This is a genomic window from Herbaspirillum rhizosphaerae, from assembly GCF_046025915.1.
GTDB classification, from domain to species: domain Bacteria; phylum Pseudomonadota; class Gammaproteobacteria; order Burkholderiales; family Burkholderiaceae_D; genus Herbaspirillum; species Herbaspirillum rhizosphaerae_A.
In genome coordinates this window covers 1-26,845 of sequence record NZ_JAQQFR010000008.1, presented here as the reverse complement: position 1 = coordinate 26,845, position 26,845 = coordinate 1, and the positions used below count along the sequence as shown (strand labels likewise).

The window sequence follows — 26,845 nt, the reverse complement described above, 5'->3', positions numbered from 1 at the left end:
TCATGTCTGTTAGTATCGGCCCCCCAATTATAGCGGCCTTGTCGTTGCTGCCTCGCCGCCCTTTTATTGCAAAATGACAATAAAAACAGGACAAAACAATGAGCCGCCATGAGGAAAAACGCTTCAGCCTCTATAATTTGAATAAATTGCGTTAAATACCCGTTTTTATTGGGGTATTCCTCGTATCTGATATACATTTCTAGCTAGTAATATTACGTTTTTTCGTATTCCCCTTATGACCCTGGTTCCATTTAGCCGTATCAGCAGCCTGCGTTCGCTCATCATTGATGACATGCCCACCATGCGCCAAAATATCCGCATGCACCTGGGACAGCTTGGCATCACAAAAGTCGACCAGGCAGGCACGCCCGATGAAGCGATCCGCTTCGTGGAGGCGGCTGCCTACGACCTGATCGTTTGCGACTACAACCTGAACAAGGAAACCAACGGTCAGCAGTTGCTCGAATTTTTCCGTACGCAATTTATGCTGCCGCCGACAACCATGTTCATCATGGTGACGGCCGAAAGCGGCTACAACCTGGTCGCCAGCGCAGCCGAGTTCCAGCCCGACGCTTACATGCTTAAGCCGCTGACAGCCTCCAAGCTGGCTGAGCGCATTGACCGTCTGCTGGAAAAGCAAAACGCCCTGCTGCCGATCAATGAAAAGCTCAAGCGCAAGGATCAGGCCGGCGCCATCATCGAATGCGACAACGTCCTGAAGGTCGCGCCAAAGTGGATTGTCGATATCCTCAAGACCAAAGGTAGTTTGCTGATTGAGCTGCGCCGTATCGAAGAAGCGCGCGCGGTCTATGCGCAAGCCCTGGAAATGCGTGACGATCTGGTCTGGGCCAAGGTTGGCATGGCGCGCTGCAATATCGTTGCCGGCCAGCTGGATGACGCCAAGGTATTGGTGCAGGATGTACTGGCACAAAACTCCCAATATATCGAAGCCTACGATCTGCTCGCACAAATCGAAGAAGCTCAGGGCAATCAGAGCGAAGCGCTGGATGCTTTGTCGCGCTCGTCGGAAATCATCCCTTCCGCACGCCGCAGCCGTCTGGTCGGCGACGCCGCTTATCGCGTCGGCGATCTGGAGCAAGCCAAGGAAGCCTTCGACAGAGTTCTGAAACATACCAAGGGCTCGCTGACGGCTCAACCTAGCGATCTGCTGACGCTGGCGCAGGTGCACGTCGATACTGGTGACGCCGACGCTGCACTGGTGCTGCTGTCGAGTGCTCCGAAACGGTACGCCGAATCCAAAATGTTCACCTCCGCGCAATCGGCGGTAGCAGCGCAGGCTCACTACCAGCTGGGGGATACAATTTCCGCGGAACGAGCCTTTGAAGCTGCCATGAACAGTGCCGGCGGTGTGCCTTCCGAAATGGCGACACTGGCCTTGGCGCGCGCGGCGTTCGCTATCGGCCATGATGACGAAGGCGCGGAACTGATTTCCAAGGCCGTCAAATCCGATCATGAAAACAAGACACTGCAGGCGCTTGCTCGCAAGGTACTGATCGACAGCGGCCGCGAAAGCATGGCCGACGAGTTGGTGGATGGCGCGATCAAACAGTGTATGACGATCATCGCGGAAGCCAACGCCCTCATGCGCAGCGCCAAGCCGGACGAGTCACTGGCCAAGCTGGAAGAAGCCTTGCACAGCATGCCGGAAAACACCGGTGTCCTCATGGCAGCCGCGCAGTTGCATCTGCTGTGGATGAGCCAGCGCGGCATCAATCAGGAATACGTCAAACGCGTCAACCGCTACCTTAATACACTCGATCGTCTGATACCGGGGAACGACCGTGTCAGCAAGATGCATAAATTCTTACGCGAAGCGGTAGCAAAAGCCGCTCAGAAAAGCTGAACATGGACCCGAAACTAGCAGCGATTATTGTCCACGACATCAAAAACTCACTCGGCGTTCTGGAAGGCCAACTGCGTGCACTATCTGATGGCTCCAGCGACGAGCGTACCGGCCAGGCACATACCACCTGCCTTAACTTACAGGAGAAACTGATCGGCTTTCTCACACTGTACAAGGCGTCGTCGCAAGGCCTGACAGCGCAGGTTGAGGCGCTGTCTCCGCAAGATTTTCTGGAAGGATTGCTCCGTCATCTGACCATCAATCAGACCGGTCTGAATGTCGTCATCGATGAGGAAGGTATGCCCGTGATTGCCTTCTTCGACGAAAACCTCGTCGGACTGGCGCTCGAAGCTGCGCTCCAGAACGCGACACGTTTTGCGCGTACCCGGATTGAACTCGGCTGCCATAAAGACGGCGGCGGTATCGTATTCAGCGTGCGCGATGACGGCCCCGGCATCGGTACGCACGAAGCAAAACCATCGACCGGCCTCGGCATGGATTTGTGCAAAGCCATCGCCAGCGCACATCACAAAGGCGACAAAAAAGGCGAAGCCCTGCTCGCCAATCATCCTGATGGCGGCGCGCAGTTCGAACTGCGCCTGCCCTGACTCGCTGATCCGGTCGGCGCCAACGTGCGCCGGACCGATCACCTGCATGTTCCACCAATATTCATGAAGCACATGCGCTGAGCAAATAAGCAAGCGCGAAAAAAATCGTTCTTTTCCCCGGCCTTCATCCGTAAAGTCGGTCTCAAAGTGTCCGCAATTTTAGTCAATTGAATTTCAGTTGCTCTTCAATTGCCGGCCGGATTCAATCTAAAAGGGAAAAGAACAATATGGAACGCCGTCGCCTGCTCCAGGCCATCGCTCTGCTGAGCGCCACCGGTACTGCAAGCTTTGCATTGCCTGCATTTGCACAAAGCGCCAAGACCACCCCGCTACGTATCGGTTATCAGAAATCTTCCACCCTGCTCACCATCATCAAGACGAACGGCACGCTGGAGAAATTGCTGGCGCCGCTGAACGTCAAGATCAGCTGGCATGAGTTCTCCAGCGGCCTGCCCTTACTCGAAGCACTCAATGTCGGCGGGGTCGATCTCAGTGCCGATGTGGCTGACACCGTGCCGGTATTTGCGCAGGCTGCAGGCGCAAAACTAACCTATGTGGCGCAAGAAGCGCCTTCGCCATCGGCACAAGCCATCATCGTGCGTGCCGATTCGCCGATCAAAACAGTGGCCGAGCTCAAGCGCAAGAAGATTGCCGTCACCAAAGCGGCAGGCGTGCATTATCTGTTGATTGCCACACTCGAAAAAGCGGGACTGAAATTCAGTGATATTGAGGTTGCCTATCTCACACCGGCCGACGGCCGTGCGGCATTTGAGCGTGGCAGCGTGGATGCCTGGGTCACCTGGGATCCCTTCCTCGCAGGTGTACAAAAGCAGACACAAGTGCGCGTACTTTCCAATGGCCGCAACGTCGCGGATTATCAGCGTTACTACCTGGCGTCGACATCTTTCGCCGATGCCCATCCTGACGTGCTGGCAATCGTATTCAATGAACTGAAGAAGACTGGATTGTGGGTGCGCCAGAATCCGAAGGAAGCGGCTACCTTCCTTGCCCCGCTCTGGGGTCTGGACGCGCCGACCATTGAGTTGGCGAATAGCCGCCGCAGCTACGACGTACGGGCGGTAGTGGTCAATGCACTGGGCGAACAGCAACGTATCGCGGATACGTTTTTTGCTGCGGGCCTGCTGCCGAAGAAGGTCAATGCCACCGACGTGGCAATCTGGAAACCGGTCGCCGCTGCTGCGACCTGATCCTCGCATAAAACATGAACTGGCTCGACGCAACAACAGCGGCACTGGCGATCATCGCTGTACCGCTGGCATTGCGTTTTCCGTTACGAGGAAAAGAGCAAGACGACGTTCCATCTTGTGAATGCACCGTCAAAGAGACAAAGGAAGCAACAGCGTCTGCGAATCAGTTCCGAACAATTCCTCAGGAAGAAGAGCCGTCGCAAGAACGGCAGCCCGACCCGCTACCGCCCTCCCGTTTTGGTTCACGCTGACGCATAGCCGTCATGGGATGAATCAACAGCAATTGACCATCAGATCAGGCAACTATCCACTGTTGACTATCAATAGTTATCAAGCCAGGCTTGCCCGTACACTGATGTCGGCTTTCAATACCTTTGACACCGGACAGCCTTTCTTTGCCGCATCGACGGCCTCATCAAATTTGGCCTGATCCGGATTCTGCAATTTCGCTTTCACATCCAGCACAATCGCCGTGATGGAAAACCCATCTTCAACCTTCTCCAGCGTTAACGTTGCATTGGTGTCAATACGCTCAACGCCGAGACCGGCCTTGCCCAGGCGACTCGACAAGTCCATGGAAAAACAGCCGGCATGTGCGGCCGCAATCAGCTCTTCGGGATTGGTGCCGACGCCGTTTTCAAAGCGTGTCGAAAACGAATATTGGGTTGCATCAAGCGTCTTGCTTTCGGTGGTCAATGAACCCTTACCGTCTCTCAGACTACCGTTCCAGACGGCGGAAGCTTGTCGTTGCATGGTGTTCTCCTTTTGCACAAAAGATCATCATGCGGCCGCCGCCAATCATGCGACATAGGACAAGCGCGCGACCGGACGTAAGAGTTGCGGAAGCAAGAAAAATAAGGGGAAATAATAAAACTAAACAAGCATAAAAAAGCCGCTCCGAAGAGCGGCTTTTCAGCGCGATCGGAATGCATCCGACCAGCGGTCAACACATTACGACAATTGCTGAATACCAGCCAACACCCAGCCGCCGTTGCCGGTGACAGGCTTGGACAGGTTCCAGATTTCGTTGAACTGCGTTGGCGACGAAGCCGGATCTTCTTTGATGAAACCAAAGAATTTCACGCTGGCCAGGTAGTCGTTGCCGACTGTTTCCACGCCCAGCATATCGGCATCCAGCGACACTACGTCGGTTTGGTTGGCCGACGCACCTCGTTCCTGCAATTGCAGCTTCAGTTCACCAAACATTTCCGGCGTCGTGAATTCACGGATGTCATTGGCATCGCCCTTGTCCCAGGCAGCTTGCAGACGGATAAAGTAAGTCTTGGCATTGCGCACAAAACCAACCGTATCGAAATCGGCAGGGATACCGTAAGACGACTGCTCCGCAGCACCCAGCGTACCAGCACCGACGGCCGTAGCACCGCTACCGAAAGAAGTGCCTTGCAGCGCCTTCGGTGGCTGTGCCGGTTCCAGCAGCGAACCGATTGCCGGTGTGGAGTTGCCTTGGTCAGCACCAGGTGCCGAGCCCGCCGCATACGCCGGACGCTCGTTGCTGTTGCCTTCCGATTTGCGGCGGAACATACGGTAGATGAACATCGCAGCGAACGCCAGCAAGGCCACCATCAAAATGGTGCTGATCATGCTGGCCATGGCGCCGCCGAGACCGAAGTGCGACAACAATGCGCCCAGACCCAGGCCCAGCAGCGCACCGCCGAGGATACCCTTCCATGGGCTAGGTTTTGGCGCAGCGGCAGCCGGTGCTGCTGCAGGCGCAGCAGGCTTGGCAGGCGCGGCCTGGTTCTGCTGCATCGGGCTTTGCGCCTGACGGCTGGCACCCGACGACTGCTTGCCGAACGAGCCGCCGCCGCCGAGACGCTTGGCCTCAACGCTGCTTACGCCAATTGATAGGGTCATCGCAGCCACTATCAGCGCGACAAATACTTTTTTCATGCTATCTCCTGAGATGGAATGTGATGCGAAGGCGGTCGCATCGGCCGTAAAGCAATAAAAACCGGTAGTGAAACAACCCAGGCCAAGGCATCGGATCAGATGCAGCGGGCACAACGAACACAACGCAAACAATCACAAAACAAGATGAAGAAGGCGCGTGCCGTCAGCTATCGCCGCACTGAGGACGAAGACCGGGGATTGCCGCGAACGGCAAGAAGGGAATCAGACCCGCGGCGGACGGCCGGCAGGAGGGAGGAAAGGAGGTTGACGCGCGTCGTCGCTACGCAGCACCGGCGCCAACGTGGCCGAATCAACGATGAAAGCCAGTGTCGGATTGAGCACGGTTTCGTCGCCGACACCGGCGTGATTGGAAAAATCTTCACTATCCGCATACGACGTGTCGTCGTCACGGTCGGCTTGATCAATCTGGTCAGACTGTGCCGCCAGGATTTGCTGGTCGTGCTGGTCGTCAGCAGCGGTCTGGCCGGCACCTGCGACTTCTGTCAGCAAACGTTGCATTTCCAGCATTTGCTGTTGCTGCACCTGCAATTCCAGTGCAGCAGAGTCGATGCCGGTCTTGTACGTCAGCATCCCTGCAAATACTTGCATGGGCAGCAGACAGATCAACAAGAGGGCAAACAGACGCTTCATTGAGGTTTTCAGACTATTAACAAGAAAATTATACCAAGAGTCAGGACAGATGCGGGCATTACGCTGATTTATCAAGGGCTTAGTCAAAAGAAGCAAAGTAAATCGCCGCGGCTTGTTTTAGCGCAAAACCAGTATGATTATGCGTTGCAATGCACCTCGATTTAGTAGAATATGCAGAAAAAGTACCGCAATATTCTTATAAAACACGAGACAACGCCGCATACTCCTGCGGATCTAACCATGCGTATCCTGCTTGCAGAAGATGACAGTGTTCTGGCCGATGGATTAACGCGTTCGCTGCGTCATTCCGGTTATGCGGCGGATTGCGTCAAGAATGGCGTGGAAGCCGATTCCGCCTTGTCCACACAAGATTTCGATTTGCTGATCCTGGATCTGGGCTTGCCCAAAATGTCCGGGCTGGAAGTATTGCGCCGCCTGCGTGCACGCAACTCCCGGCTGCCGGTGCTGATCCTCACTGCGGCCGACTCGGTCGAGCAGCGCGTACAAGGTCTCGATCTGGGTGCTGACGATTACATGGCCAAGCCGTTTGCCTTGTCCGAACTGGAAGCGCGCGTACGCGCCCTGACCCGGCGAGGTGCAGGCGGCGGCCCCACGGTGATCAAACATGGTTCGCTCAGTTACGACCAGGTCGGCCGCATCGCCTACATCGGCGAACAAATGCTCGATCTTTCTGCACGCGAACTGGGCTTGCTAGAAGTATTATTACAGCGTACCGGGAGGCTGGTTTCCAAAGAACAGCTGGTGGATCATCTATGCGAATGGGGCGAGGAAGTTAGCAATAATGCGATCGAAGTCTACGTCCACCGTCTGCGCAAGAAAATCGAGGTCGGCGGCATCCGCATTGCGACGGTGCGCGGACTCGGCTATTGCCTCGAAAAATTGCCTGACTCCATCGCCAGCGCCGGTGCCGGCGTTGCCGCCAACGTCTGACTCCCGCTTTCGCTTTTTTCCATTGAACTATCTTTGCGTTGGCTCGCTCGCAGGTGACATCCATGCCTGACGCGCGCGACGCCGTCGGCGGTGTCTCTACGCCGCCCACCTCGGCCAAAGGCAAACGCCGCGCCGCCATCGCCACACAACCCGAAGAGCGCATCCAACGCTCGCTGTTCGGTGAAATTCTCGACTGGATGCTGGCGCCACTGTTGCTATTGTGGCCAATGAGTATCGCCATCACCTATCTGATCGCACAATCCATCGCCAACCAGCCGTTCGACCGCGCCCTCGAAGACAGCGTTACGGTGCTGGCGCAACAGGTTTCCGAAGTCAATGGCAAGACCGTTGCACGTTTGCCGGTATCGGCGCGCGATCTGCTGCGTGCCGACGATATCGACAACATCTACTTCCAGATCACCAGCCCGCGCGGCGAGTTCGTCGAGGGTGATCGCGACATGCCGCTGCCGCCGACCGACGACGACAAGCTGAGTATCGGCACGGTGATGTTTCGCAACGATATCCTGCACGGCAACGACGTCCGCATCGCTTATACGCAGGTCGACCTGCGCCGCACCTCCGAGCAACGCGCCGCCTCGTCAAAAGAGCCGCGCCTGGCGACAGTGCAAGTCGGTGAAACGCTGGAAAAGCGTGCGCAGCTCGCCAATGAAATCATCAAGGGTGTGATCCTGCCGCAATTCGTGATCCTGCCGGTAGCGCTGGCGCTGGTGTGGTTTGCGCTGTCGCGCGGTCTGTCTCCGCTATCCGAATTGCAGCAGCGCATCCGTGCACGGCGCCCGGACGATCTCAGCCCCATCGACTCCGGCCAGGTGCCGGAAGAAATCTCGCCGCTGGTGCGCTCACTCAACGACATGTTGGCGCGGCTGTCGCAAACCATCGCGCTGCAAAAACGTTTCATCGCCGACGCCGCACACCAGATGAAGACGCCGCTGGCCGGCATGCGTATGCAATCCGAACTTGCATTGCGCCAGACGGATCAGGCCGATGTCCATCGCTCGCTGGAACAGCTCGCCAAAAGCTCTGAGTCCGCGACGCGGCTGGTCAATCAGTTGCTGTCGCTGGCGCGCGCCGAAAATCAAACACCCGAGACATCGCCCTTCCAGCCGTTGGAATTGTCCGAACTGGCGCGCACGGTGGTGCAGGATTGGGTGCCGATGTCGTTCACGCAACGCATCGATCTGGGCTTCGAGCAGCCCGGCCATCCGATCATGATTTCCGGCAATCCGATCATGCTGCGCGAGCTGCTCAACAACCTGCTCGACAATGCGCTGCACTACACGCCTGCGTTAGGTAGCGTGACGGTACGCGCGCGCGATGACGAAGAAAGCGGCCTGGCCTTCCTCGAAGTGGAAGACACCGGCCCCGGCATTGCACCTGCTGAGCGCAAGCACGTATTCGAACGCTTCTATCGCATCCTCGGTACGCACGCAGCAGGCAGCGGGCTGGGCCTGGCGATCGTGCGTGAGATTGCGCAGCAGCACGATGCCACGGTAGAGATTCACAACAATCCGCGCAGCCAGGATCCGAAGGCGCCGGGCTGCCTGTTCCGCGTGGTGTTGCGCATGACGCCACGCCAGGCTTTCATTGACGACATCGGCTGACATGACTGAGAAGATACCATCCTCCCCTTCAGAGTCTGCAGCTTCGGCAATTTCTGCAGCGCCCATGACGCCGTCCGCCTATTGGGACAAGACACGCCGGCTGACGCTGGCCTTGCTGGGTCTGTGGTTTGTGGTGACTTTCGTTGCCGTATTTTTTGCGCGCCAGCTGGACCGGGTCAATCTGTTCGGCTGGCCGCTGTCGTTCTATATGGCGGCACAAGGCATCATGCTGGTCTATCTCGCCATCGTCGTGGTGTACACCATCTGGATGCGCCGCGCCGAGCGCCGATTGCACCTTCACAGCGAGCAGATGCATGGAGACTAACAAGCAATTTTTCCGCCGCCTGAGCAAGTATTACGCGTGGTACACGGTCGGCTTCATTCTCTTCCTGCTGGTGCTGGCGGTGCTGGAACACGAAGGCATGCCGCGCGCATGGATCGGGTATCTGTTCATGTTTGTCACGATTGCCTTGTATGCCGGCATCGGTGTCGTCTGCCGCACTTCCGATGTGCCCGAGTACTATGTTGCCGGCAGACGCGTGCCGGCGCTTTTCAACGGCATGGCGACGGCGGCGGACTGGATCTCGGCAGCGACCTTCATCAGTCTTGCCGGCGGACTGTATCTGCAAGGCTTCGACGGACTGGCTTACATCATGGGCTGGACCGGAGGCTACTGCCTGGTGGCGCTGCTGATCGCGCCTTATCTGCGCAAGTTCGGCCAGTACACGATCGCCGACTTCCTTGCGGAACGTTATGCCGGTCGTTACAGCGGCAACTTCGTACGCATCCTCGCGGTGATCGCGACCATCATTATTTCGTTCACCTATGTGGTGGCGCAGATCTACGGCGTCGGATTGATCACCTCGCGTTTCACCGGCATCGATTTTTCGATCGGCATTTTCCTGGGACTGGCGAGCATTCTGGTCTGCTCTTTCCTTGGCGGCATGCGCGCAATCACCTGGACCCAGGTGGCGCAGTACATCATCATCCTGTTCGCGTATCTGATCCCGGTCATCTGGCTGTCGGCCAAACACACCAGCGTACCCGTACCGCAAGTGGCCTACGGCTCCGTACTGCCCAAACTGAATGCAGCCGAAAAACGCATCGCCGACGATCCGAAAGAAAAAGAAGTCAGCGCGATCTTCCAGGCGCGCGCAGACGACTTCGACAAGAAACTCAAAAACCTGCCGCGCTCGTGGGAAGAAGGCCGTATTGATGCGCAACATCACATTGAAGAGGTCAAACGCAACAGCCATGCATCGTTAGCGGACATAAAAAGCGCCAGCCGCGCATTGACTGCTTATCCGAAAACGGTAGAGGAAGCCGAACGTAAATGGAACGACGCCAAAGCCTATAACCTCGCACGCGCGCAGCCGCCGGTGTCGCAGACCGAACCCTTCCCCGGCAAGGACGAAGAAGCCTCCGAAATCAAGCGCAATAATTTTCTCGCGCTGGTGTTCTGCCTGATGCTCGGCACAGCCGCGCTGCCGCACATCCTGATGCGGTATTACACGACGCCGACAGTCCACGAGGCACGCAAGTCGGTATTCTGGACACTCTTCTTCATCATGCTGATTTACATCACGGTGCCGGCGCTGGCGATCCTGGTGAAGTACGACATTTATACCTCGCTGGTTGGCAGCAATTATGCAAACCTGCCTGACTGGGTCTACTACTGGGCCAACATCGACAAGGTCAATCCGCTGGTCAGTATCAACGACCTCAATCACGACAACATCGTGCAGCTTGGCGAGATTGCCCTCGACGGCGACATCATCGTGCTGGCCACCCCGGAAATTGCTGGCTTACCGTATTTCATTTCAGGGCTGGTGGCTGCCGGTGGTCTGGCCGCAGCCTTGTCGACTGCCGATGGATTACTACTGACGATTTCCAATGCGCTGTCACATGACGTCTACTACAAGGTGGTTGATCCGACAGCGTCGTCGCAAAAGCGCGTAACGATTTCCAAATTGCTGCTGTTGGTGGTGGCCTTGCTGGCGGCCTATGCCGCATCGCTGAAACCGGGAGACATTCTGTCGATGGTCGGAGTGGCGTTTTCACTTGCGGCATCGACCCTGTTCCCGGCGCTGGTGGCTGGCATCTTCTGGAAGCGCGCCAATCAGGCCGGTGCCATTGCTGGCATCGTCAGCGGCTTTGTGATGTGCGTGTACTACATGCTGCATACCCATCCTGCTTTCGGCGGGCATGCCGCAAATCAGTGGTTCCATATCGCACCGATCTCGGCCGGTATTTTCGGCGTGCCGGTCGGCGTCACAGCACTGGTCATCGTCAGCTTGCTGACGCCTCCGCCGGATGAACGGACGCTGGCGCTGATTGACCACATCCGCACGCCGTAAGGCAAGTGAGGCAAATAAGGCAAATTAGACATACTACGCACGCGTCTGAAGATCTGCCGCATCCTCATGGCGGTTCCGTGCGGCTTTTACACCACGACCGTTGAACAGACCCGGAATCACCCTGCATCTGTCCGTTATGCCGCAAAGAAACTATTTGTAGACTCACATCCACTCTACAAGAAACGCCATCTCCTTTGTTCTCAGCTGTCGACAAGAGAAGATCGGCGCTCATAAAGCGCTCGCTTACCCCCTTAAAAATAGTGTCGCGCATTCGCGTGCGGCACCTGCGTCAGTCTGACTATTTTAGGGGTATCCAATGTTTTTTTCGAATTTGAAAGTTTCCACTCGCCTGACTATCGGCTTCGGTTTGCTTCTGTGTCTGATGCTGTCCATCAGTTTCATCGGTATGTATGGCGTGCGGAATGTCAATACACATCTCCTTCGCATTACAGATATCAACAATGCTGAAATTCGCGCCCTGTCTGCAATGCGGGCCGAGCTCTTTGAACAATCCATTGTCGTTCGCAATATTGCGATAGCAGAAAGCACCGGACTCAGCAAACAATATGCAGCGCAACTGCAGAAACACGTCACGCTCTATCACGATGCTGAGCAGCGTCTGGAACAGCTATTCTTGAGATTTGCTGAGACCACAACGACGGAGCGTGAGCTGATGGCAGAGATCAAAACACAAACGGCAAAAGCAGCGCCACTTCTGGAAAAACTCCGGGAGCACGCGAATCGGGGCGAAATCACCATCATCAAAGAATTTTTGACCGGTACGCTGTCTGAGTTGCAGGCACAGCGCCGTGCGACACTGGCTGCATTGGCCGCTATTGAAGACAAACAAAATCTGGCTGCCGGCATAGAAGCGGAAAAAACTTCTCAGGATGCGCTCCGAGGCATTCCTGTACTGAGCGCCATTGCACTGGTATTCGGCATTCTTGCTGCAGCGATGGTCAGTCGCAGTTTGCTGAATCAACTCGGTGGCGAGCCAACCTATGCCGCCGCCGTCGCGCAAAAGATCGCTTCGGGAGATCTGACCTCGACGGTCGACACCAAAGATGAAGAAGTCGCGAGCCTGCTGACAGCAATGAAGTCGATGAACCACAGCCTCTTGACGATCGTCCGAAAGGTTCGCAAGGGTACGGCGACAATTTCCGTTGCGACCACCGAAATCGCCAAAGGCAATCTCGATCTGTCAGCGCGTACCGAAGAGCAGGCAGGCTCTCTGGAACAAACCGCTGCGGCCATGGAACAGCTTACCGCGACCGTCAAGCAAAACGCTGACAATGCCTTGACCGCCAACAACCTCGCGTCGAACGTTTGCACCATGGCCGGACAAGGCGGCTCGATTGTTGAACAGGTGGTTGAGACCATGCACGCCATCGATGCATCGTCAAAGCGCATTGTGGATATTATCGACGTCATCAATACGATTGCGTTTCAAACTAATATCCTTGCACTGAACGCCGCAGTGGAAGCCGCACGCGCCGGCGAAGAAGGACGTGGATTCGCCGTCGTTGCCGCTGAAGTCAGAGGACTCGCGCAACGCAGTGCAAGTGCGGCCAAGGAGATCAAGGGACTGATTGACGACTCGGTCATCAAAGTCGATTCCGGCAATCGCCTGGTGTCGGAAGCCGGCCAGACGATCCAGAACGTGATTGCCGGCATTCGTCATGTTGCGGAGGTGATCAGCGACATCACGCACGCCAGCAGGGAACAAAGCGTGGGCTTGAATGAAATCACCATGGCTATGGCGCAAATGGATCAGACCACGCAAGAGAACGCCGCGCTGGTCGAACAAGCCGCGGCAGCAGCCCAATCCTTACAGGATCAGGCGCGAGAGCTGAACTCTGCAGTCGAAGTATTCGTTGTCGACTCAGCGCAAAGAGAGCCTGAATATGCGATTCGCACCATTGATATCACGCCTCCGAAGAATCTTAATATGTCTCTTGCCTGAAGCCAGGTGACAACTGAACGCAGACGACATATGGCCGACGGCATGCCATCGGCCATCCTTGGACTCTATACGCTGAACAGAAAATCAGGCCGTTCTTCCGCAGGCATCACAGTCACCGCCACGTCCATCGTCTGTTGACCGCCGCCGATCAAGACACCGCGCAATGGAGAGATGTCCATAAAATCACGTCCCCAGCCCAATGTGATGTGACTAATATCGGGAAAAACACCATTGGTCGGATCGGCATCAATCCAGGTGCCCGGCTGACCATCAGCGCCGGGGCAATATACGGACACCCAGGCATGCGATGCATCAGCGCCGATCAGGCGTGGTTGTCCCGGTGGCGGCTGCGTCAACAAATAACCGCTGACGTAGCGCGCCGACAAACCCAGTGACCGCAGACAAGACAACATGAAGTGCGCAAAGTCCTGACATACGCCGCGCTGGTTGATGAACACCTCGGTTACCGGCGTCGACACCGTGGTAGCTTCAGGATCGAATGTGAACTCGTTAAAGATGCGCTTCATCAACCGATCGACACCCGCTAACAGCGGCAGTCCGGGCGTGAAACATTCCATCGCGTAACGTGCAAATTCGCGCTTGATCCGGACATGCGAGGATTCAAACATGAACCGCGATGCCTCCAGCATGTCCGGCGGCAGACTATGCCCTGCGCGGTAGGACAATGTCTCGGCTACTTCTTCCCACGGTGGCGTCGATGCAGGCAGGAGACGCGGTGAAATTTCTACGCGCGACTCGGCATACACTTCCAGGCTGGTGTGATCCTGATCAAGAGAAAACGACTGCAGTGCATTGCCAAAGCTGTCGGTGTACAGATTGATCAGATTGGTTGGGCCGGGCAGGATATTGATGAAATGAGATGTGCACGTCTGCCACGGCAGCGAGCGCGGCGTCAGTCGCAATACCTGATGCGACAAGCGCACCGGAACCGCATATTTATAGTTGGTCTCGTGGATGATGTGATAGGTGGCATTGCTCTTACTCATGCTTAAACCCCTTGACTCACAGGTGCGCTGAGCGGCGTGAAGAAATGCCGCGCCAGATCGTCGGTCAATGAGAAACCAGCGGTAGTCGCTTCGCGCATGAGTTGCATCAGACGCGCATTCGCCGCCTCGGCAGTTGCCGACTCGCGAGAGAAATCGGGTAACGCGAAACTATTCAACTGATCGCTCAGATGCGCTGGAATATTCATGCTCAAGATACCGAGCTGCTGCGCGATGTCGGTCAGGTAATGCTGCAGCATGCGGAATTGATAGGCGATGCTGTGCGGATTGCTGACGTCGAAGACCAGCAGATGCAGTACTTGCAGCCATTCCGGCGTGCGGCGATAGCGCACGCGATAGGTCACAATGCTGCTCGATGATTCCAGCAGCCAGGTGAGTGCCGCGTTTTGACGTGCGGGTTCGAGTTGCATGAACTGATCGATCAAGGTCGCCAGATGCACCATGCGCTCGATATGGCGGCCGATCATCAGGAACTGCCAGCCTTCGTCACGTGTCATGTCGTCCAGCGCATGACCGGCCAGCCCTGAACAGGCCTGAATGACACTGTTCAACACGTGCAGCATGGCCGTCGGCGAATTGATCTTGTCCTGCACCATCGGTGGCATGCGATTGAGCGCGTGCCAGTTGTCCAGCGACAGATGTTCGCGCACCTGATAGCCGGAGTGATGCAGATGACGTAAATGCGTTGCGATGCTGACGTTGGCGCTTGGATCCGAGATGGCGGCTTGCAGGCTCTGCTGCAACGCGGTGATGGTCGGATGTGCCTGTTCCGATTTGGGCATCAGGATACCGAGACGAATACACACCTCGCTGACGCTGCGCAGGATCACACGATTTTCACTTTGCGCTTCGGTCGTGCATTGCAGCGTCGTGCGCAACAGGCGCGCCAGATTGTCGGTACGTTCCGCATAGCGGCCCATCCAGAACAGATTTTCACCAGCGTGCGAAGACACGTCCACAGTCGTGCGGATCAGATCGGAAGTACGCGACACCGGATCCGTCATCGCGCCCGGACCGACGGCGACGCCGCTCTCTGCCGTGCTGCTGCCACCGGAAAATTCGCCATCGTCGTTGCGTTCACCGAGCACCCAGACGTCCTTGCTGGTGCCGCCCTGCTGCATCGAAACAACGTCCCGACGCTGGCGCGGCGCTACACGGGTGAGACCGCCCGGCATGACGTGGTAGCCACCTTCGCCGTCAGAGACTGCGAACACACGCAGGCTGATGGTGCGATTCATGAGCCGGTATTCACCACTGCGGGAAAGCACCGGCGCTTGCGAAAGACGTACCCATTCTTGCGCCACATAAGCATGCGGCTGCAGTTGCAGGCTTTCAACCAGACGACGACGCGATTGCGCATTCAGGGTGTGGCCGAATACGGGTTGCATGCGCATCGATGGGAACGCAGGCATGATCACCAGTTCTTCCAGATGCGCCAGCGTGTACTCAAGTGCGGGCTTTTCGCCGCACCACCACGATGCCACCGCCGGCAAGGCCAGTTCTTCACCCAGCAGGCGCTGGCAAATCGCCGGCAGGAAGCCATGCAATGCCGTCGATTCCAGCATGCCGCTACCAAGTGCGTTGGCGATCAAAACGTTGCCGGACCGCGCTGCCTGCGTCAAACCGGGAATACCCAGGGCGGACTCTGAGCGTAGTTCGAGCGGATCGCAATAGTCATCATCGAGACGGCGCATGATCGCGTGCACACGTCGCAAGCCAGTCAATGTCTTCAGGAAAACCATGTCGCCGCGCACGGTCAGATCGACACCTTCGACCAGCGGAAAGCCCAGGGTGTGCGCGAGAAAGGCGTGCTCAGAATACGTTTCGTTATACGGGCCTGGCGTCAGCAGCACCACCAGCGGCGGCTCGCCGGACGTGGGAGCCAAACGCGTGAGACATTCATGCAGCGCATGGAAATAATTGAGCAAGGGTTGCACGCGCATGTCGCGCATGGCCTCGGGCAAGGCGCGCGTCATGATCTGACGGTTCTGCAAGGCATAGCCGGAACCGGAAGGACCTTGCGTGCGGTCGGCAATCACCCACCATGTACCGTCCGCCGAACGCGCCAGATCGATCGCGTACAAATGCAGATGCACGCCGCCAGGTGGATGAACGTCGCGGCATGGCCACAAATAACCGTGCTGGCCAAACACCAGCGCCGGTGGCAACAAACCATCGGCCAGCAATTGCTGCTCGCCGTAGAGATCCGCGAGTACGCCGTTGAGCAAGCGCGCGCGTTGCGTGACCGCGCTCGACAGTTTCTGCCATTCGTCGGCGGCGACGATCTGCGGCAACAAGTCCAGTTCCCACGGACGATTGACGCCTTGCGGGTCGGCATAGACGTTATATGTCATCCCGTCGGAGGCAATTGCGTCGCGCACTTCTTCAGCGCGACGGCGCATCATCTCGGGAGAAAGATTTTCAAGCTGATCGATCAGCGTGCGCCAATGCGGTCGCAAACGACCGTCGGCAGCCAGCATCTCGTCGTAACGATCGGCGTCGGCGGTATAGCTTTGCAGGAGGCGCTGATACATAGAATTCCGGGGGCGCGACCGCCGCCGTCATGCGGTGAAGCAATGACGGACAGCGGTGGCTAAAAAGGTGCGTTAGAAATGTCTCAAGTCTAACGTAAATGGGAACTCGATTGACGGTCTTGAAGAGGTAACTTCCATCTTTCCAGGTGTGTGGTTGAGACGGAAATAGCGTGCGAGACGACGGCTTTCCGCTTCGAAAGCATTGACCGGGAAGGTTTCGTAACTGCGGCCGCCCGGATGCACCACGTGGTACTGGCAACCGCCCAGGCTGCGGCCGTTCCAGGTATCCACCAGATCAAAGGTCAGTGGCGAGTCGATGCCGATGGTCGGATGCAAGGCTGATGGCGGCTGCCAGGCGCGATAACGCACGCCGGTGACGAACTCGCCAACGATGCCGGTCGGTTGCAGCGGCACCGACACGCCGTTGCAGGTGAGCACATAGCGATCCTTCGCCATGCCGCTGACCTTGACCTGCAGCCGCTCCAGCGAGGAATCGACGTAACGCGCCGTACCGGAAGAACTTCCCTCCTCGCCCAGCACGTGCCAAGGTTCCAGCGCGGTGCGCAGCTCCAGCGCCATGCCCTTGACGGCAAAGTCGCCGATCTTGGGGAAACGGAATTCAAAGTGCGGTGCGAACCATTCCGCCTGCATCGGATAGCCGGCTTCCTGCATGTCGTCCATGATGTCGCTGAAATCCTGCCAGATGAAATGCGGCAACAGGAAACGATCATGCAGTTCCGTACCCCAGCGCACCAGGCGCTGGGGCTTGTACGGCGTCTTCCAGAAACGCGCCACCAATGCACGCAGCAACAGTTGCTGCGTCAGGCTCATGCGCGCATGGGGCGGCATTTCAAAAGCGCGTAGCTCCAGCAGGCCGAGACGGCCGGTGGCGCTGTCGGGTGAATAGAGTTTGTCGATGCAGAATTCCGCGCGATGTGTATTGCCGGTCACGTCGATCAGCAGATTGCGCAGCAGACGATCGACCAGCCACGGCGGGCAACCGCCCTTGGCGATCTGGTTTTCCATTTCGGCAAAGGCCAATTCGATTTCCACGGTGGAATCGTTGCGCGCTTCGTCAATACGCGGCGCCTGCGAGGTCGGGCCAATGAACATGCCGGAGAACAGGTACGACAGCGACGGATGGTTGTGCCAGTAGCTGATCAGGCTGCGCAGCACGTCCGGACGGCGCAGGAAAGGCGAATCGCTCGTCGTGATGCCGCCCATCACCATATGGTTGCCGCCGCCCGTGCCTGAATGGTGACCGTCGAGCATGAACTTCTCGGTCGTCAGTCGCGATTCGCGGCCGGCTTCGTACAGGTGCGTGGTCTGATCAACCAGTTCCGTCCAGTTGGATGCCGGTTGAATATTGACTTCGATCACGCCCGGGTCCGGTGTGACGCTGAATTTGCGGATGCGCGGATCGTGCGGCGGCTCGTAGCCTTCCATCAACACCGGCTGTTTGAGTTCTTCTGCCGTCGCTTCGATGGCGGCGACCAGCTCAAGATAGCTTTCCATCTTGGCCAGCGGCGGCATGAACAGATACAGCACGCCGTTGCGTACTTCGGCGCACAAGGCGGTGCGCGTGATCCAGTCTGCCGATTCAAAGGCACCCGGAACGCCACCGCTTGTTCCGGCACGTGCACCATTGCCGCTGCCTTTGCCATTACCGGTCACCGCGCCGCGCAGCGTGGCGTAGTAGTCCTGCAGGAAAGAAACCGAGGTAGCTCCGGTCAGCGAAGGACGTTTGGTGTATTGCAGGCGAATATCCGCAGCAGCAGGCAGTGCCTGGAATTGTTGCGACGGATCTTCCGGATAGACATACGGATAGTTGGTGGACGTCACCCAAGGCTGCGAATCCAGCGGCAGGCGGTAACCCAGCGGCGAATCCCCCGGATACAGATAGCAGCGCTCGCTGCGCAGGAACCAATCGCCAGTCTGCCAACCGCTTTCGTCAGGCCGTCGCGCCACCGGCAACACATGGCCGGCGACCTTGTCGAGACCTTGCGAAAACACGCGCAGCAATCGCGCACGCTCTTGCTTGTCTTCCAGTTTGGAATCGAAAGGATCGACGTTGCCCGGCAAACGGCGCTCACGCCACATGTAATAGAACACGTCCTCATAGGCGGAAAACACATGCTTGCCGTCCAGCGACAGGCGCGATGCAACGCCTTTGAGGAAAGTCTCGGTGATGTTGTCGTCCGTGACGTTCGGCGTGGTTTCGTCACCGATCAGATCACGGTTATTCCAGATCGGCTGGCCGTCGCGGCGCCAGTAGCAATTGAGCGCCCAACGCGGCAGTTGCTCGCCGGGATACCACTTGCCCTGGCCGAAATGCGGCAAACCCTTGACGGCATATTTCTGCCGCATGCGATGGTAGAGATCGGCAGCCAGCGGTTTTTTGGTATCACCCAACGCGGCGGTATTCCACTCCGGCTCGTCCGGATGATCGAGCGACACAAAGGTCGGCTCGCCGCCCATGGTCAGGCGTACGTCGAGTGCGTCGAGATCGTCGTCGATGGCGTGGCCGAGTTCTTCGATCTCGCTCCATTGCGCTTCGGTATAGGGCTTGGTGACGCGCGGCGCTTCCCAGAAGCGCGACACGCTCATCGAATGTTCGAACTCCACTTCGCAAGGATCGACCATGCCGCTGACCGGCGCGGCCGATGACGGCTCCGGCGTGCAGGACAAGGGGATGTGGCCTTCGCCGGCGAACAAGCCGGAAGTCGGATCGAGACCGACCCAACCGGCGCCCGGCAGATAAACTTCGCACCAGGCGTGCAGGTCGGTAAAGTCGGCTTCCGGGCCCGACGGGCCGTCGAGCGATTTTTGATCGGCGGTGAGCTGGATCAGATAACCGGAGACAAAACGCGCAGCCAGGCCAAGATGGCGCAGCAACTGCACCAACAGCCATGACGAGTCGCGGCAGGAACCGGAACCGATGGTGAGCGTCTCTTCCGGCGTCTGCACGCCCGGCTCCATGCGGATGGTGTAATCGACGAGGTCGGCCAGCTTTTGATTCAAACCCACCAGAAAATCGGCGCTGCGCACTTTTTCACGCGGAATACTGTCCAGCAGCTTCTGAAACAGCGGCGTCAGCGGCAAAGTCTTTCGATATGGCGCTAACTCATTTTGCAATTCGTCAGCGTATTCGAACGGGATTTGCTCGGCATACGGTTCGAGAAAGAAGTCGAAGGGATTGATGACCGACATTTCGGCCACGAGGTCGACTTCAATACGGAATTCTTCGGTCTTTTCCGGAAAGACCAGACGCGCCATGTAATTGGCTTGCGGATCCTGCTGCCAGTTGATGAAATGCGGTTCCGGCAGGATGCGCAGGGAATAGCTCAGGATGCGAGTACGGCAATGCGGGGCGGGCCGCAGACGGACGATTTGAGGTCCAAGATTGATAGCACGGTCGTAACGGTAAGACGTGACATGGTTCAGCGCCACATGAATTGACATGAAGATCCTTTACAACAAACAAGTTGAGCTGATGGACTACAGTTGATTGGGTTGCGCGAGGGAATGATCACCTGTGGTGCATATTAATGAAATCCCGCATGCGTGGATAGATTTCATTTTCCCAGCGGCGTCCATTAAATACGCCATAGTGTCCGACCGCTGTCTGCACATGGTGCAAACGCATGTAGGGGCGGATACTGCTGCACATATCTTGTGCAGCGACGGTCTGGCCGACGGCGCAGATATCGTCTTTTTCACCTTCTACCGTGAATAATGCAGTGCGCCGGATCGCCTTGAGATTGACCGGACGGCCTTTGTACTCCAGCAGTCCGAGCGGCAGCGCATGCTCCTGGAACACGATGCGTACCGTTTCCAGATAAAACTCCGCCGGCAGATCCGACATGGCGAAGTATTCTTCATAAAACACCTTGATTGCCTCGGCTTTTTCGCTCTCCCCCTCGATGAGATAGTTGTATAGATTTCGAAATGCGTCGACGTGGCGATTGATATTCATGTTCATGAATGCCGCCAGTTGCATGAATCCGGGATAAACACGCCGCCCGCCGCCGGGATGGCGTGCCGGCACGGTGCTGACCAGATTCTGCTCAAACCACTCGATGGGCTTACTCTTGGCGAGTTCGTTGACGGTTGTCGGATTGACACGCGTATCGAGCGGGCCGGCCATGAGCGTCATGCTGCGTGGCTGGGCGGCGTCATTGTCTTCTGCCATGACGGCCACCGCCGTAATTGCCGCCACCGTCGGCTGGCAGACCGCAACGATGTGCGCGCCGGGACCGATGGTCTGCAGGAAGCGAATCAGGTGAGAGACGTATTCGTCAAGGCCGAAACGGCCATGCTCCAGCGAGATATCACGAGCGTTGTGCCAGTCGGTGATGTAGACGTCGTGATCGCGCAGCAAGGTTTTGACGGTGCCGCGCAGCAAGGTGGCGAAATGCCCGGACATCGGCGCCACCAGCAAGACGGCGGGCTGCTCGGCGGCGGTTTCCTTGCGGAAGCGCAGCAGCGTGCAGAATGGCGTCTGATCGACCACCTGCTCTTGCACCGCAACGGTGCGACCACCATCCTCCACGCTATCGATATCGAAGGGTGGACGCACATGCGTAAGTTGCGTACGGGCAAATACTTCGTAAGCGGCAGACATTTTCCGCAACGTCAGGCTGGACGGAAAGCCCGGCCAGCTATGCCCCAGAAACGGTGCGGCTGCACGTGCCGAAGCCCGCAGTGGATCGGTGGCATCGGCGTATTGTTGATATGCCTGGTAAATATTTGTCATAGAACCCATTCCCTCTGTTCTCACCAGTACTGCCATCGATGCAATATGCATGCCACTGATCGCCACCACCTTCCACACGGTATGTCTATTCGCTTTCTGATGCGCGTCGCTGGCACGCCCTTTGCAAGTACCGAATATGCAACACCATGCCGCCTCTGATGAGGGTTACAGAACATGCGGCAAGACACGTGTTGCAAGACCGCAGCCAAAAGCAGCAGGTCAGAAAGTACACAGAAACACAGACGCGTCCACGCAAACTGCGCGTCAAGGTATCGACGCGCCAAAGTCAGAAGCACACATACACATAAAGGACTGACATGCCTAAAACGACTTTGCGCATCACCAGCAAGAATTATTCTTCGTGGTCCATGCGTGGTTGGTTGCTTGCCAAATTTGCCGGCTTGCCGTTTCAGGAAGACATCGTCTCACCGGACGATCCCGATGCACGCGCCGAAATCTTGCTGCTGTCTTCATCCATTCTTGTACCCAGCCTGAAGCATGGCAACATCTTTGTCTGGGACACCCTCGCCATTGCCGAATACCTCAACGAGATCCGCCCCGCCGCCAAGCTGCTGCCGGCAGATCAGGCCGCCCGTGCGCATTGCCGCGCGATCTGCGGCGAGATGCATTCCGGGTTCAGCGCCCTGCGCTCGGCACTGCCGATGAACCTCAAGGCGCACTTCCCCAACTTCAAAGTCTGGTCACGCGCACAGGCCGACATCCAGCGCATCACCACCATCTGGAAAGAATGCCTGGCGACTTATGGCGGCCCCTACCTGTTCGGCGAACGCACCATGGCCGACGCCATGTATGCGCCGGTGATCACGCGGTTCATCACCTATGACGTCACGCTGGAGCCGATCTGCGCGGCCTACAGCAAGCGCATCATGGCCATGCCGGAAATGAAGGAATGGATTGCCGCAGCACAGAAAGAGCCGGAAGATATCGATGAATTGGATGTGGAATTTTAAGCCGCAATTTAAGCCGCAGCATCGGCAGATGTTGTGAAGTTGCGATGGAAGTCGTGACGGAAGTTTTATACAAGGCCTCACCGGGAAGAACAAGAGGAGACAGCACCAGCAACGTTATTCTCAATCGCGTCAAATGCGGGACGCCGCAGAAAGGATCAGTGTGATGAATACGATAGCCGAAACAAATCCGACAGCTTTGAACGTGTTTTCTCATGTCAGCGAGGGCGACACGCCGTTTGAATCCGGCGGCTTGCGCGACTTCTTCCTATATCGGGATCTGGGTATTGCGGCAGCCACCGGCGGTCAGGTGATCGCTCAACTGGTCAAGGCCAACATGGCGCCGGAGGCCGGTACCGGCTGGCATCGGCACGAAGCTAATTTTCATATCGTGATCATGCTCAAAGGCTGGGCGCGCTTCATGTATGAGGATCAGGTAACGCTGGTGAAGACTGGCGACTGCGTACACCAGCGACCCGGCATCGTGCACTTTCTGTTCGACTATTCACCGGATATGGAATATCTGGAAATCGTCAGTCCGGCCGACTTCACCACTATCGACATGCCCGCGCCGTGCGCCGTTCCCGCGCCGACGCCTTGGGCATGAATCTGATCTCTTCGCGATCTCTGCTTTGAAAGGAAAACTGCATTTTCAACGATCCATCCCCTGTTAAGGCGGCCATCGCTGGCACGAATCGAAGCCCCGACCTTACGCAATTTTCGCTGTCCAAAAATGGAAATGGCGTGATAGTCTGTGTCTACGTTCACCAGCGATGAGGATGCCGGCCAATACGATTCTACAAATAATATTCGCTTGATTAGAAGCCTCAAAATCCCCCAGCATCAGCACCAGAAAATGAAGCAAATTTATGGCAAATTTTTTCGATGAGATGTATTCCGATGGAGCCGTTTCCGTACGCAAGCATTATGATGAATTTGCTGCCTGGCTCTCCGCACAATCCGCTGAAACGATAGTTCGCAAGCGCGCAGAATCCGACCTGATCTTCCGTCGCGTCGGCATTACCTTCGCGGTCTACGGCAACGATGCAGGTACGGAAAGGCTGATCCCCTTCGACATTATTCCGCGCATCATCCATGCCGCTGAATGGTCCAAACTGGAAGCCGGTCTGGTGCAGCGCGTCAAAGCGCTGAACATGTTCATCCATGATATTTATCACGGTCAGAAAATCATCAAGGCAGGCGTCATTCCCGCCGAGCAGATTCTGAAGAACGCGCAATATCGTCCCGAGATGCAAGACGTCGATGTGGCCTCCGACATCTATGCGCACATTGCCGGCGTCGACATCGTGCGTGCCGGCGAAGGCGAGTTCTACGTGCTGGAAGATAATCTGCGCGTGCCCTCCGGTGTGTCTTACATGCTGGAAAACCGCAAGATGATGATGCGGCTGTTCCCTGAACTGTTCACTCGACACAAGATTGCGCCGGTTGATCATTACCCTGACATGCTGCTCGACAATCTGCGTTCCGTCGCACCGGTCGGCGTGGTGGATCCGACCGTCGTGGTGATGACGCCGGGCATGTACAACTCGGCGTATTTCGAACATGCCTTCCTGGCGCAGCAAATGGGCGTCGAGCTGGTCGAAGGACAAGATTTGTTCGTCAAGGACAACACGGTCTACATGCGCACCACGCGCGGGCCGAAACGTGTCGACGTGATCTATCGCCGCATCGATGACGATTATCTCGATCCACTGGCCTTCCGCGCCGATTCGTCGCTGGGTGTACCTGGTTTGCTGTCGGCCTATCGCGCCGGCAAGGTCACGCTCACCAATGCCATCGGCACCGGCGTGGCGGACGACAAATCGATTTATCCGTATGTGCCGGACATGATCAAGTTTTACCTGTCCGAAGAGCCGATCCTCAACAACGTCCCGACCTATCAGTGCCGCAAAAAGGAAGATCTTTCCTACACGCTCGCCAATCTGGAAAAACTGGTCGTCAAGGAAGTCCACGGTGCAGGTGGCTACGGCATGCTGGTCGGGCCGGCGTCGACCAAGCAGGAAATCGAAGACTTCCGCCAGCGTGTCATCGCCAAGCCTGACGGCTATATCGCTCAGCCGACGCTGGCCTTGTCGGTATGTCCGACCTATGTCGAATCCGGCATTGCGCCACGCCATCTCGACTTGCGTCCCTTCGTGCTGTCGGGGAAAACCGTCTCGATGGTCAAGGGCGGCCTGACGCGCGTGGCGCTCAAGGAAGGCTCGCTGGTGGTGAATTCGTCGCAAGGCGGCGGCACCAAGGACACCTGGATTCTGGAGAAATAAAATATGTTGAGCCGCACCGCTGACCACCTGTTCTGGATGGCGCGCTACACCGAACGCGCCGAAAACACCGCACGCATGCTGGACGTGCACGTACAAACCGCTTTGCTGCCGCAATCGATCGACGACGCCGAACAAGGCTGGCGCGCCGTGCTCGGCATCTCGGAGCTGCTGTATGGCTATAACCAGAAGTACGATGCACTGACCCAAAAAGACGTCATCAACTTCATGGTGCGTGATCCGAGCAATCCTTCTTCGATCGCCTCCTGCCTCAAGCAGGCGCGTGAAAATGCGCGTGCCGTGCGCGGCGCATTGACGACAGAAGCATGGGAAATCCAGAACGCCACCTGGATCAAGATGCAGGGTTATCTGCAGACGGACGCGCTGGAGCAAAATCCGAGTGATTTCTTCGAGTGGGTCAAACACCGCTCGCATCTGTCGCGCGGCGTCACCATCGGTACGATGCTGAAGGATGAAGCATTCCACTTCATTCGCCTCGGCACCTTCCTCGAACGCGCCGACAACACCGCCCGTATCATTGACGTCAAATTCCACGGCGCCAAGGAAGTGGCCGCCAAACAGAGCCAACAGCAAAACCAGCAATCAACCCAATTGAGTCAAAGTTTGCTGACCAAAGACCACAAGGGTCAGGACAGCCAGATCGACTTCTATTACTGGGCGGCGATCCTGCGCTCGGTATCCGGCTTCGAAATCTATCGCAAGGTCTATCGCGATGTGATTACACCGGAACGCGTTGCCGAATTGCTGATCCTGCGCGCCGACATGCCGCGTTCGCTGGCGGCTTGCATGGATCAGGTGCTGAGCAATCTGAAGCACGTGCACAACGATGTTTCCGCCGACACCGAGCGCTTTGCCGGCAAACTTCACGCAGATCTCAAATTCAGCCGCATCGAAGAAGTGCTGGATGCCGGACTGCATGATTACCTGACTGTGTTTCTTGAACGCATCTTTGAGCTGGGAAATCGCATCAGCAAAGACTTTCTTGTTCCTTTGGCAGCATAATTTTTATCATTTTGCCAATTTGATGCTCGGAGACACTTAAGAATTATCTGAAATTTGCCGATAATGTGTCAGGACCACGACATTTGGCCCCGCCCACGCGCAGCGTCGGCGGGGCTTCCTGTAAAATTCGGCTTTTACATTTTTAGCTCACATCATGACTTATTGCGTTGCCATGCGCCTGAACGAAGGCCTGGTCTTCTTATCCGACTCACGGACCAATGCGGGTGTCGATCATATCGGCACTTTCCGCAAGATGAACGTCTACGAGAATCCGGGCGAACGCGTCATGGTGATGATGACGGCTGGCAATCTTTCCATTTCGCAATCGATCCGCCAGATCGTTGCTGAAAAGACCAACGCCGAAGGCCGCACCATCTGGACTGCCCACTCCATGTATGAAGCCGCGCAAATTCTCGGCGACGCTATTCGCACCGTGCATCAGCGCGATGCGGAAGAGTTGGGCAAGTTCGGTATCGACTTCAATGTCAGCATCATTTTTGGCGGCCAGATCAAGGGCGAGCGTTGCCGCTTGTTCCAGATGTATTCGGCCGGCAACTTCATCGAGTCGCACGACGAAAACACCTATTTCCAGATTGGCGAAGCCAAGTATGGCAAACCGATCATCGACCGCGTCGTCACACCGCAAACCTCGTTGGATGAAGCCGCAAAGTGTGCGCTGATCTCCATGGATTCGACCTTGAAGTCGAACATTTCGGTCGGTCTGCCACTGGATCTTCTGGTCTATAACAGCAACGACCTGGCCGTGACACGCTTCGTCACCATCGATGAGCAAAATCAGTACTTCCAGATGATCCGCCGCAGTTGGGGATCACAACTGAAGCGTGTGTTTGAAGCCATTGATGACCCGGTCTGGGATGCCGCGCCGGAAGCCACGCTCAATGTGTTGTCTTCTTCCGTCGATCACAGCGAACCGGTGCGCGTACAACCGCCGGAAGCATTAGTGCGCGATCCACAACCGGTAACGCGTCAGACTCTGGCAGGTGACGGCGAAGCGGATGTCGAGCAACAACCGACCTGATCGCTGCCTGAATAGCTAAGCGTCACCCAAACAAAAACGGCTGCAATTGCTTGCAGCCGTTTTTGTTTGGGTGACGCGAACCC

General features: G+C 56.9%; 21 protein-coding genes. 14 read left to right on the top strand and 7 right to left on the bottom strand.

Going from position 1 to position 26,845, the window contains the following annotated elements; genetic code table 11:
• The first annotated feature begins 235 nt into the window (after positions 1-235).
• The 4 genes from PQR63_RS13210 to PQR63_RS13195 all read left to right on the top strand — a co-directional run bounded on the left by PQR63_RS13210 (position 236) and on the right by PQR63_RS13195 (position 3,931).
• Complete coding sequence (locus tag PQR63_RS13210; RefSeq protein WP_408168360.1) at positions 236-1,864, top strand: tetratricopeptide repeat protein; 1,629 nt, start codon at positions 236-238, stop codon at positions 1,862-1,864.
• A 2-nt stretch (positions 1,865-1,866) separates the two neighbouring features.
• Positions 1,867-2,472 carry a sensor histidine kinase gene (locus tag PQR63_RS13205; protein WP_408168359.1) on the top strand — a complete coding sequence of 202 codons (606 nt, stop codon included), beginning with the start codon at positions 1,867-1,869 and terminating at the stop codon, positions 2,470-2,472.
• A gap of 227 nt (positions 2,473-2,699) precedes the next feature.
• The gene (locus PQR63_RS13200) at positions 2,700-3,680 is read left to right on the top strand and encodes an aliphatic sulfonate ABC transporter substrate-binding protein (protein WP_408168358.1); all 981 of its coding nucleotides are present in this window, start codon (positions 2,700-2,702) and stop codon (positions 3,678-3,680) included.
• Positions 3,681-3,694: 14 nt separating this feature from the next.
• The gene (locus tag PQR63_RS13195) at positions 3,695-3,931 is read left to right on the top strand and encodes a hypothetical protein (protein WP_408168357.1); all 237 of its coding nucleotides are present in this window, start codon (positions 3,695-3,697) and stop codon (positions 3,929-3,931) included.
• 79 nt (positions 3,932-4,010) lie between these two features.
• Here PQR63_RS13195 and PQR63_RS13190 read toward each other — a convergent pair whose 3' ends face one another.
• The 3 genes from PQR63_RS13190 to PQR63_RS13180 all read right to left on the bottom strand — a co-directional run bounded on the left by PQR63_RS13190 (position 4,011) and on the right by PQR63_RS13180 (position 6,242).
• Positions 4,011-4,433: an OsmC family protein gene (locus PQR63_RS13190; RefSeq protein WP_094565325.1), complete on the bottom strand. Its 423-nt coding sequence runs from the start codon at positions 4,431-4,433 to the stop codon at positions 4,011-4,013.
• A gap of 198 nt (positions 4,434-4,631) precedes the next feature.
• Positions 4,632-5,591 carry a Tim44 domain-containing protein gene (locus PQR63_RS13185; RefSeq protein WP_408168356.1) on the bottom strand — a complete coding sequence of 320 codons (960 nt, stop codon included), beginning with the start codon at positions 5,589-5,591 and terminating at the stop codon, positions 4,632-4,634.
• A gap of 222 nt (positions 5,592-5,813) precedes the next feature.
• Positions 5,814-6,242 carry a hypothetical protein gene (locus PQR63_RS13180; RefSeq protein WP_408168355.1) on the bottom strand — a complete coding sequence of 143 codons (429 nt, stop codon included), beginning with the start codon at positions 6,240-6,242 and terminating at the stop codon, positions 5,814-5,816.
• Between the two features lie 240 nt (positions 6,243-6,482).
• Here PQR63_RS13180 and PQR63_RS13175 point away from each other — a divergent pair, with 240 nt between their 5' ends.
• From PQR63_RS13175 to PQR63_RS13155, 5 genes are all read left to right on the top strand, one after another.
• Positions 6,483-7,193: a response regulator gene (locus PQR63_RS13175; RefSeq protein WP_408168354.1), complete on the top strand. Its 711-nt coding sequence runs from the start codon at positions 6,483-6,485 to the stop codon at positions 7,191-7,193.
• Positions 7,194-7,255: 62 nt separating this feature from the next.
• Positions 7,256-8,815: a sensor histidine kinase gene (locus PQR63_RS13170; RefSeq protein ID WP_408168353.1), complete on the top strand. Its 1,560-nt coding sequence runs from the start codon at positions 7,256-7,258 to the stop codon at positions 8,813-8,815.
• A gap of 64 nt (positions 8,816-8,879) precedes the next feature.
• The gene (locus PQR63_RS13165) at positions 8,880-9,140 is read left to right on the top strand and encodes a DUF4212 domain-containing protein (protein ID WP_408168352.1); all 261 of its coding nucleotides are present in this window, start codon (positions 8,880-8,882) and stop codon (positions 9,138-9,140) included.
• On the top strand, positions 9,130-11,172 hold the full coding sequence (locus tag PQR63_RS13160; RefSeq protein ID WP_408168351.1) for a sodium:solute symporter family protein: 2,043 nt from the start codon (positions 9,130-9,132) through the stop codon (positions 11,170-11,172). Before PQR63_RS13165 ends, PQR63_RS13160 begins: the two co-directional genes overlap by 11 nt.
• Positions 11,173-11,488: 316 nt before the next feature.
• Positions 11,489-13,135, top strand: a complete 1,647-nt coding sequence (locus PQR63_RS13155; protein WP_408168350.1) for a methyl-accepting chemotaxis protein — start codon at positions 11,489-11,491, stop codon at positions 13,133-13,135.
• Between the two features lie 65 nt (positions 13,136-13,200).
• On the opposite strand, the gene PQR63_RS13150 is transcribed toward PQR63_RS13155, so the two are convergent.
• From PQR63_RS13150 to PQR63_RS13135, 4 genes are all read right to left on the bottom strand, one after another.
• Positions 13,201-14,142, bottom strand: a complete 942-nt coding sequence (locus PQR63_RS13150; protein WP_408168349.1) for a transglutaminase family protein — start codon at positions 14,140-14,142, stop codon at positions 13,201-13,203.
• A 2-nt stretch (positions 14,143-14,144) separates the two neighbouring features.
• Positions 14,145-16,694, bottom strand: a complete 2,550-nt coding sequence (locus tag PQR63_RS13145) for a circularly permuted type 2 ATP-grasp protein (protein ID WP_408168348.1) — start codon at positions 16,692-16,694, stop codon at positions 14,145-14,147.
• A gap of 72 nt (positions 16,695-16,766) precedes the next feature.
• A complete protein-coding gene (locus tag PQR63_RS13140) occupies positions 16,767-20,156 on the bottom strand; it encodes a transglutaminase family protein (RefSeq protein WP_408168347.1) in 3,390 nt (1,129 codons plus the stop codon).
• Positions 20,157-20,223: 67 nt separating this feature from the next.
• A complete protein-coding gene (locus PQR63_RS13135) occupies positions 20,224-21,450 on the bottom strand; it encodes a polyhydroxyalkanoate depolymerase (protein WP_408168346.1) in 1,227 nt (408 codons plus the stop codon).
• Positions 21,451-21,767: 317 nt separating this feature from the next.
• Here PQR63_RS13135 and PQR63_RS13130 point away from each other — a divergent pair, with 317 nt between their 5' ends.
• From PQR63_RS13130 to PQR63_RS13110, 5 genes are all read left to right on the top strand, one after another.
• Entirely contained in the window at positions 21,768-22,421 is a 654-nt protein-coding gene (locus tag PQR63_RS13130; RefSeq protein ID WP_094565336.1) for a glutathione S-transferase family protein, read from the top strand.
• Positions 22,422-22,584: 163 nt separating this feature from the next.
• Positions 22,585-23,025 (top strand): cupin domain-containing protein, encoded by a 441-nt coding sequence (locus tag PQR63_RS13125; protein WP_408168345.1) that lies wholly within the window; start codon positions 22,585-22,587, stop codon positions 23,023-23,025.
• Between the two features lie 262 nt (positions 23,026-23,287).
• Positions 23,288-24,703 carry a circularly permuted type 2 ATP-grasp protein gene (locus PQR63_RS13120; RefSeq protein WP_408168344.1) on the top strand — a complete coding sequence of 472 codons (1,416 nt, stop codon included), beginning with the start codon at positions 23,288-23,290 and terminating at the stop codon, positions 24,701-24,703.
• A gap of 3 nt (positions 24,704-24,706) precedes the next feature.
• Positions 24,707-25,723: an alpha-E domain-containing protein gene (locus PQR63_RS13115; protein WP_408168343.1), complete on the top strand. Its 1,017-nt coding sequence runs from the start codon at positions 24,707-24,709 to the stop codon at positions 25,721-25,723.
• Positions 25,724-25,877: 154 nt separating this feature from the next.
• Positions 25,878-26,762, top strand: coding sequence for a proteasome-type protease (locus PQR63_RS13110; protein WP_408168342.1), 885 nt, complete (start codon positions 25,878-25,880; stop codon positions 26,760-26,762).
• Positions 26,763-26,845: the final 83 nt, after the last annotated feature.

Excerpts from the sequence above, each read along its gene's own strand:
- PQR63_RS13195 (WP_408168357.1), top strand. The coding sequence starts at position 3,695 with ATGAACTGGCTCGACGCAACAACAGCGGCACTGGCGATCATCGCTGTA.
- PQR63_RS13200 (WP_408168358.1), top strand. The coding sequence starts at position 2,700 with ATGGAACGCCGTCGCCTGCTCCAGGCCATCGCTCTGCTGAGCGCCACC.
- PQR63_RS13145 (WP_408168348.1), bottom strand. The coding sequence starts at position 16,694 with ATGTATCAGCGCCTCCTGCAAAGCTATACCGCCGACGCCGATCGTTAC.
- PQR63_RS13210 (WP_408168360.1), top strand. The coding sequence starts at position 236 with ATGACCCTGGTTCCATTTAGCCGTATCAGCAGCCTGCGTTCGCTCATC.
- PQR63_RS13110 (WP_408168342.1), top strand. The coding sequence starts at position 25,878 with ATGACTTATTGCGTTGCCATGCGCCTGAACGAAGGCCTGGTCTTCTTA.
- PQR63_RS13120 (WP_408168344.1), top strand. The coding sequence starts at position 23,288 with ATGGCAAATTTTTTCGATGAGATGTATTCCGATGGAGCCGTTTCCGTA.
- PQR63_RS13185 (WP_408168356.1), bottom strand. The coding sequence starts at position 5,591 with ATGAAAAAAGTATTTGTCGCGCTGATAGTGGCTGCGATGACCCTATCA.
- PQR63_RS13180 (WP_408168355.1), bottom strand. The coding sequence starts at position 6,242 with ATGAAGCGTCTGTTTGCCCTCTTGTTGATCTGTCTGCTGCCCATGCAA.
- PQR63_RS13205 (WP_408168359.1), top strand. The coding sequence starts at position 1,867 with ATGGACCCGAAACTAGCAGCGATTATTGTCCACGACATCAAAAACTCA.
- PQR63_RS13140 (WP_408168347.1), bottom strand. The coding sequence starts at position 20,156 with ATGTCAATTCATGTGGCGCTGAACCATGTCACGTCTTACCGTTACGAC.
- PQR63_RS13115 (WP_408168343.1), top strand. The coding sequence starts at position 24,707 with ATGTTGAGCCGCACCGCTGACCACCTGTTCTGGATGGCGCGCTACACC.
- PQR63_RS13190 (WP_094565325.1), bottom strand. The coding sequence starts at position 4,433 with ATGCAACGACAAGCTTCCGCCGTCTGGAACGGTAGTCTGAGAGACGGT.
- PQR63_RS13155 (WP_408168350.1), top strand. The coding sequence starts at position 11,489 with ATGTTTTTTTCGAATTTGAAAGTTTCCACTCGCCTGACTATCGGCTTC.
- PQR63_RS13135 (WP_408168346.1), bottom strand. The coding sequence starts at position 21,450 with ATGACAAATATTTACCAGGCATATCAACAATACGCCGATGCCACCGAT.
- PQR63_RS13165 (WP_408168352.1), top strand. The coding sequence starts at position 8,880 with ATGACGCCGTCCGCCTATTGGGACAAGACACGCCGGCTGACGCTGGCC.
- PQR63_RS13160 (WP_408168351.1), top strand. The coding sequence starts at position 9,130 with ATGGAGACTAACAAGCAATTTTTCCGCCGCCTGAGCAAGTATTACGCG.
- PQR63_RS13175 (WP_408168354.1), top strand. The coding sequence starts at position 6,483 with ATGCGTATCCTGCTTGCAGAAGATGACAGTGTTCTGGCCGATGGATTA.
- PQR63_RS13130 (WP_094565336.1), top strand. The coding sequence starts at position 21,768 with ATGCCTAAAACGACTTTGCGCATCACCAGCAAGAATTATTCTTCGTGG.
- PQR63_RS13170 (WP_408168353.1), top strand. The coding sequence starts at position 7,256 with ATGCCTGACGCGCGCGACGCCGTCGGCGGTGTCTCTACGCCGCCCACC.
- PQR63_RS13150 (WP_408168349.1), bottom strand. The coding sequence starts at position 14,142 with ATGAGTAAGAGCAATGCCACCTATCACATCATCCACGAGACCAACTAT.
- PQR63_RS13125 (WP_408168345.1), top strand. The coding sequence starts at position 22,585 with ATGAATACGATAGCCGAAACAAATCCGACAGCTTTGAACGTGTTTTCT.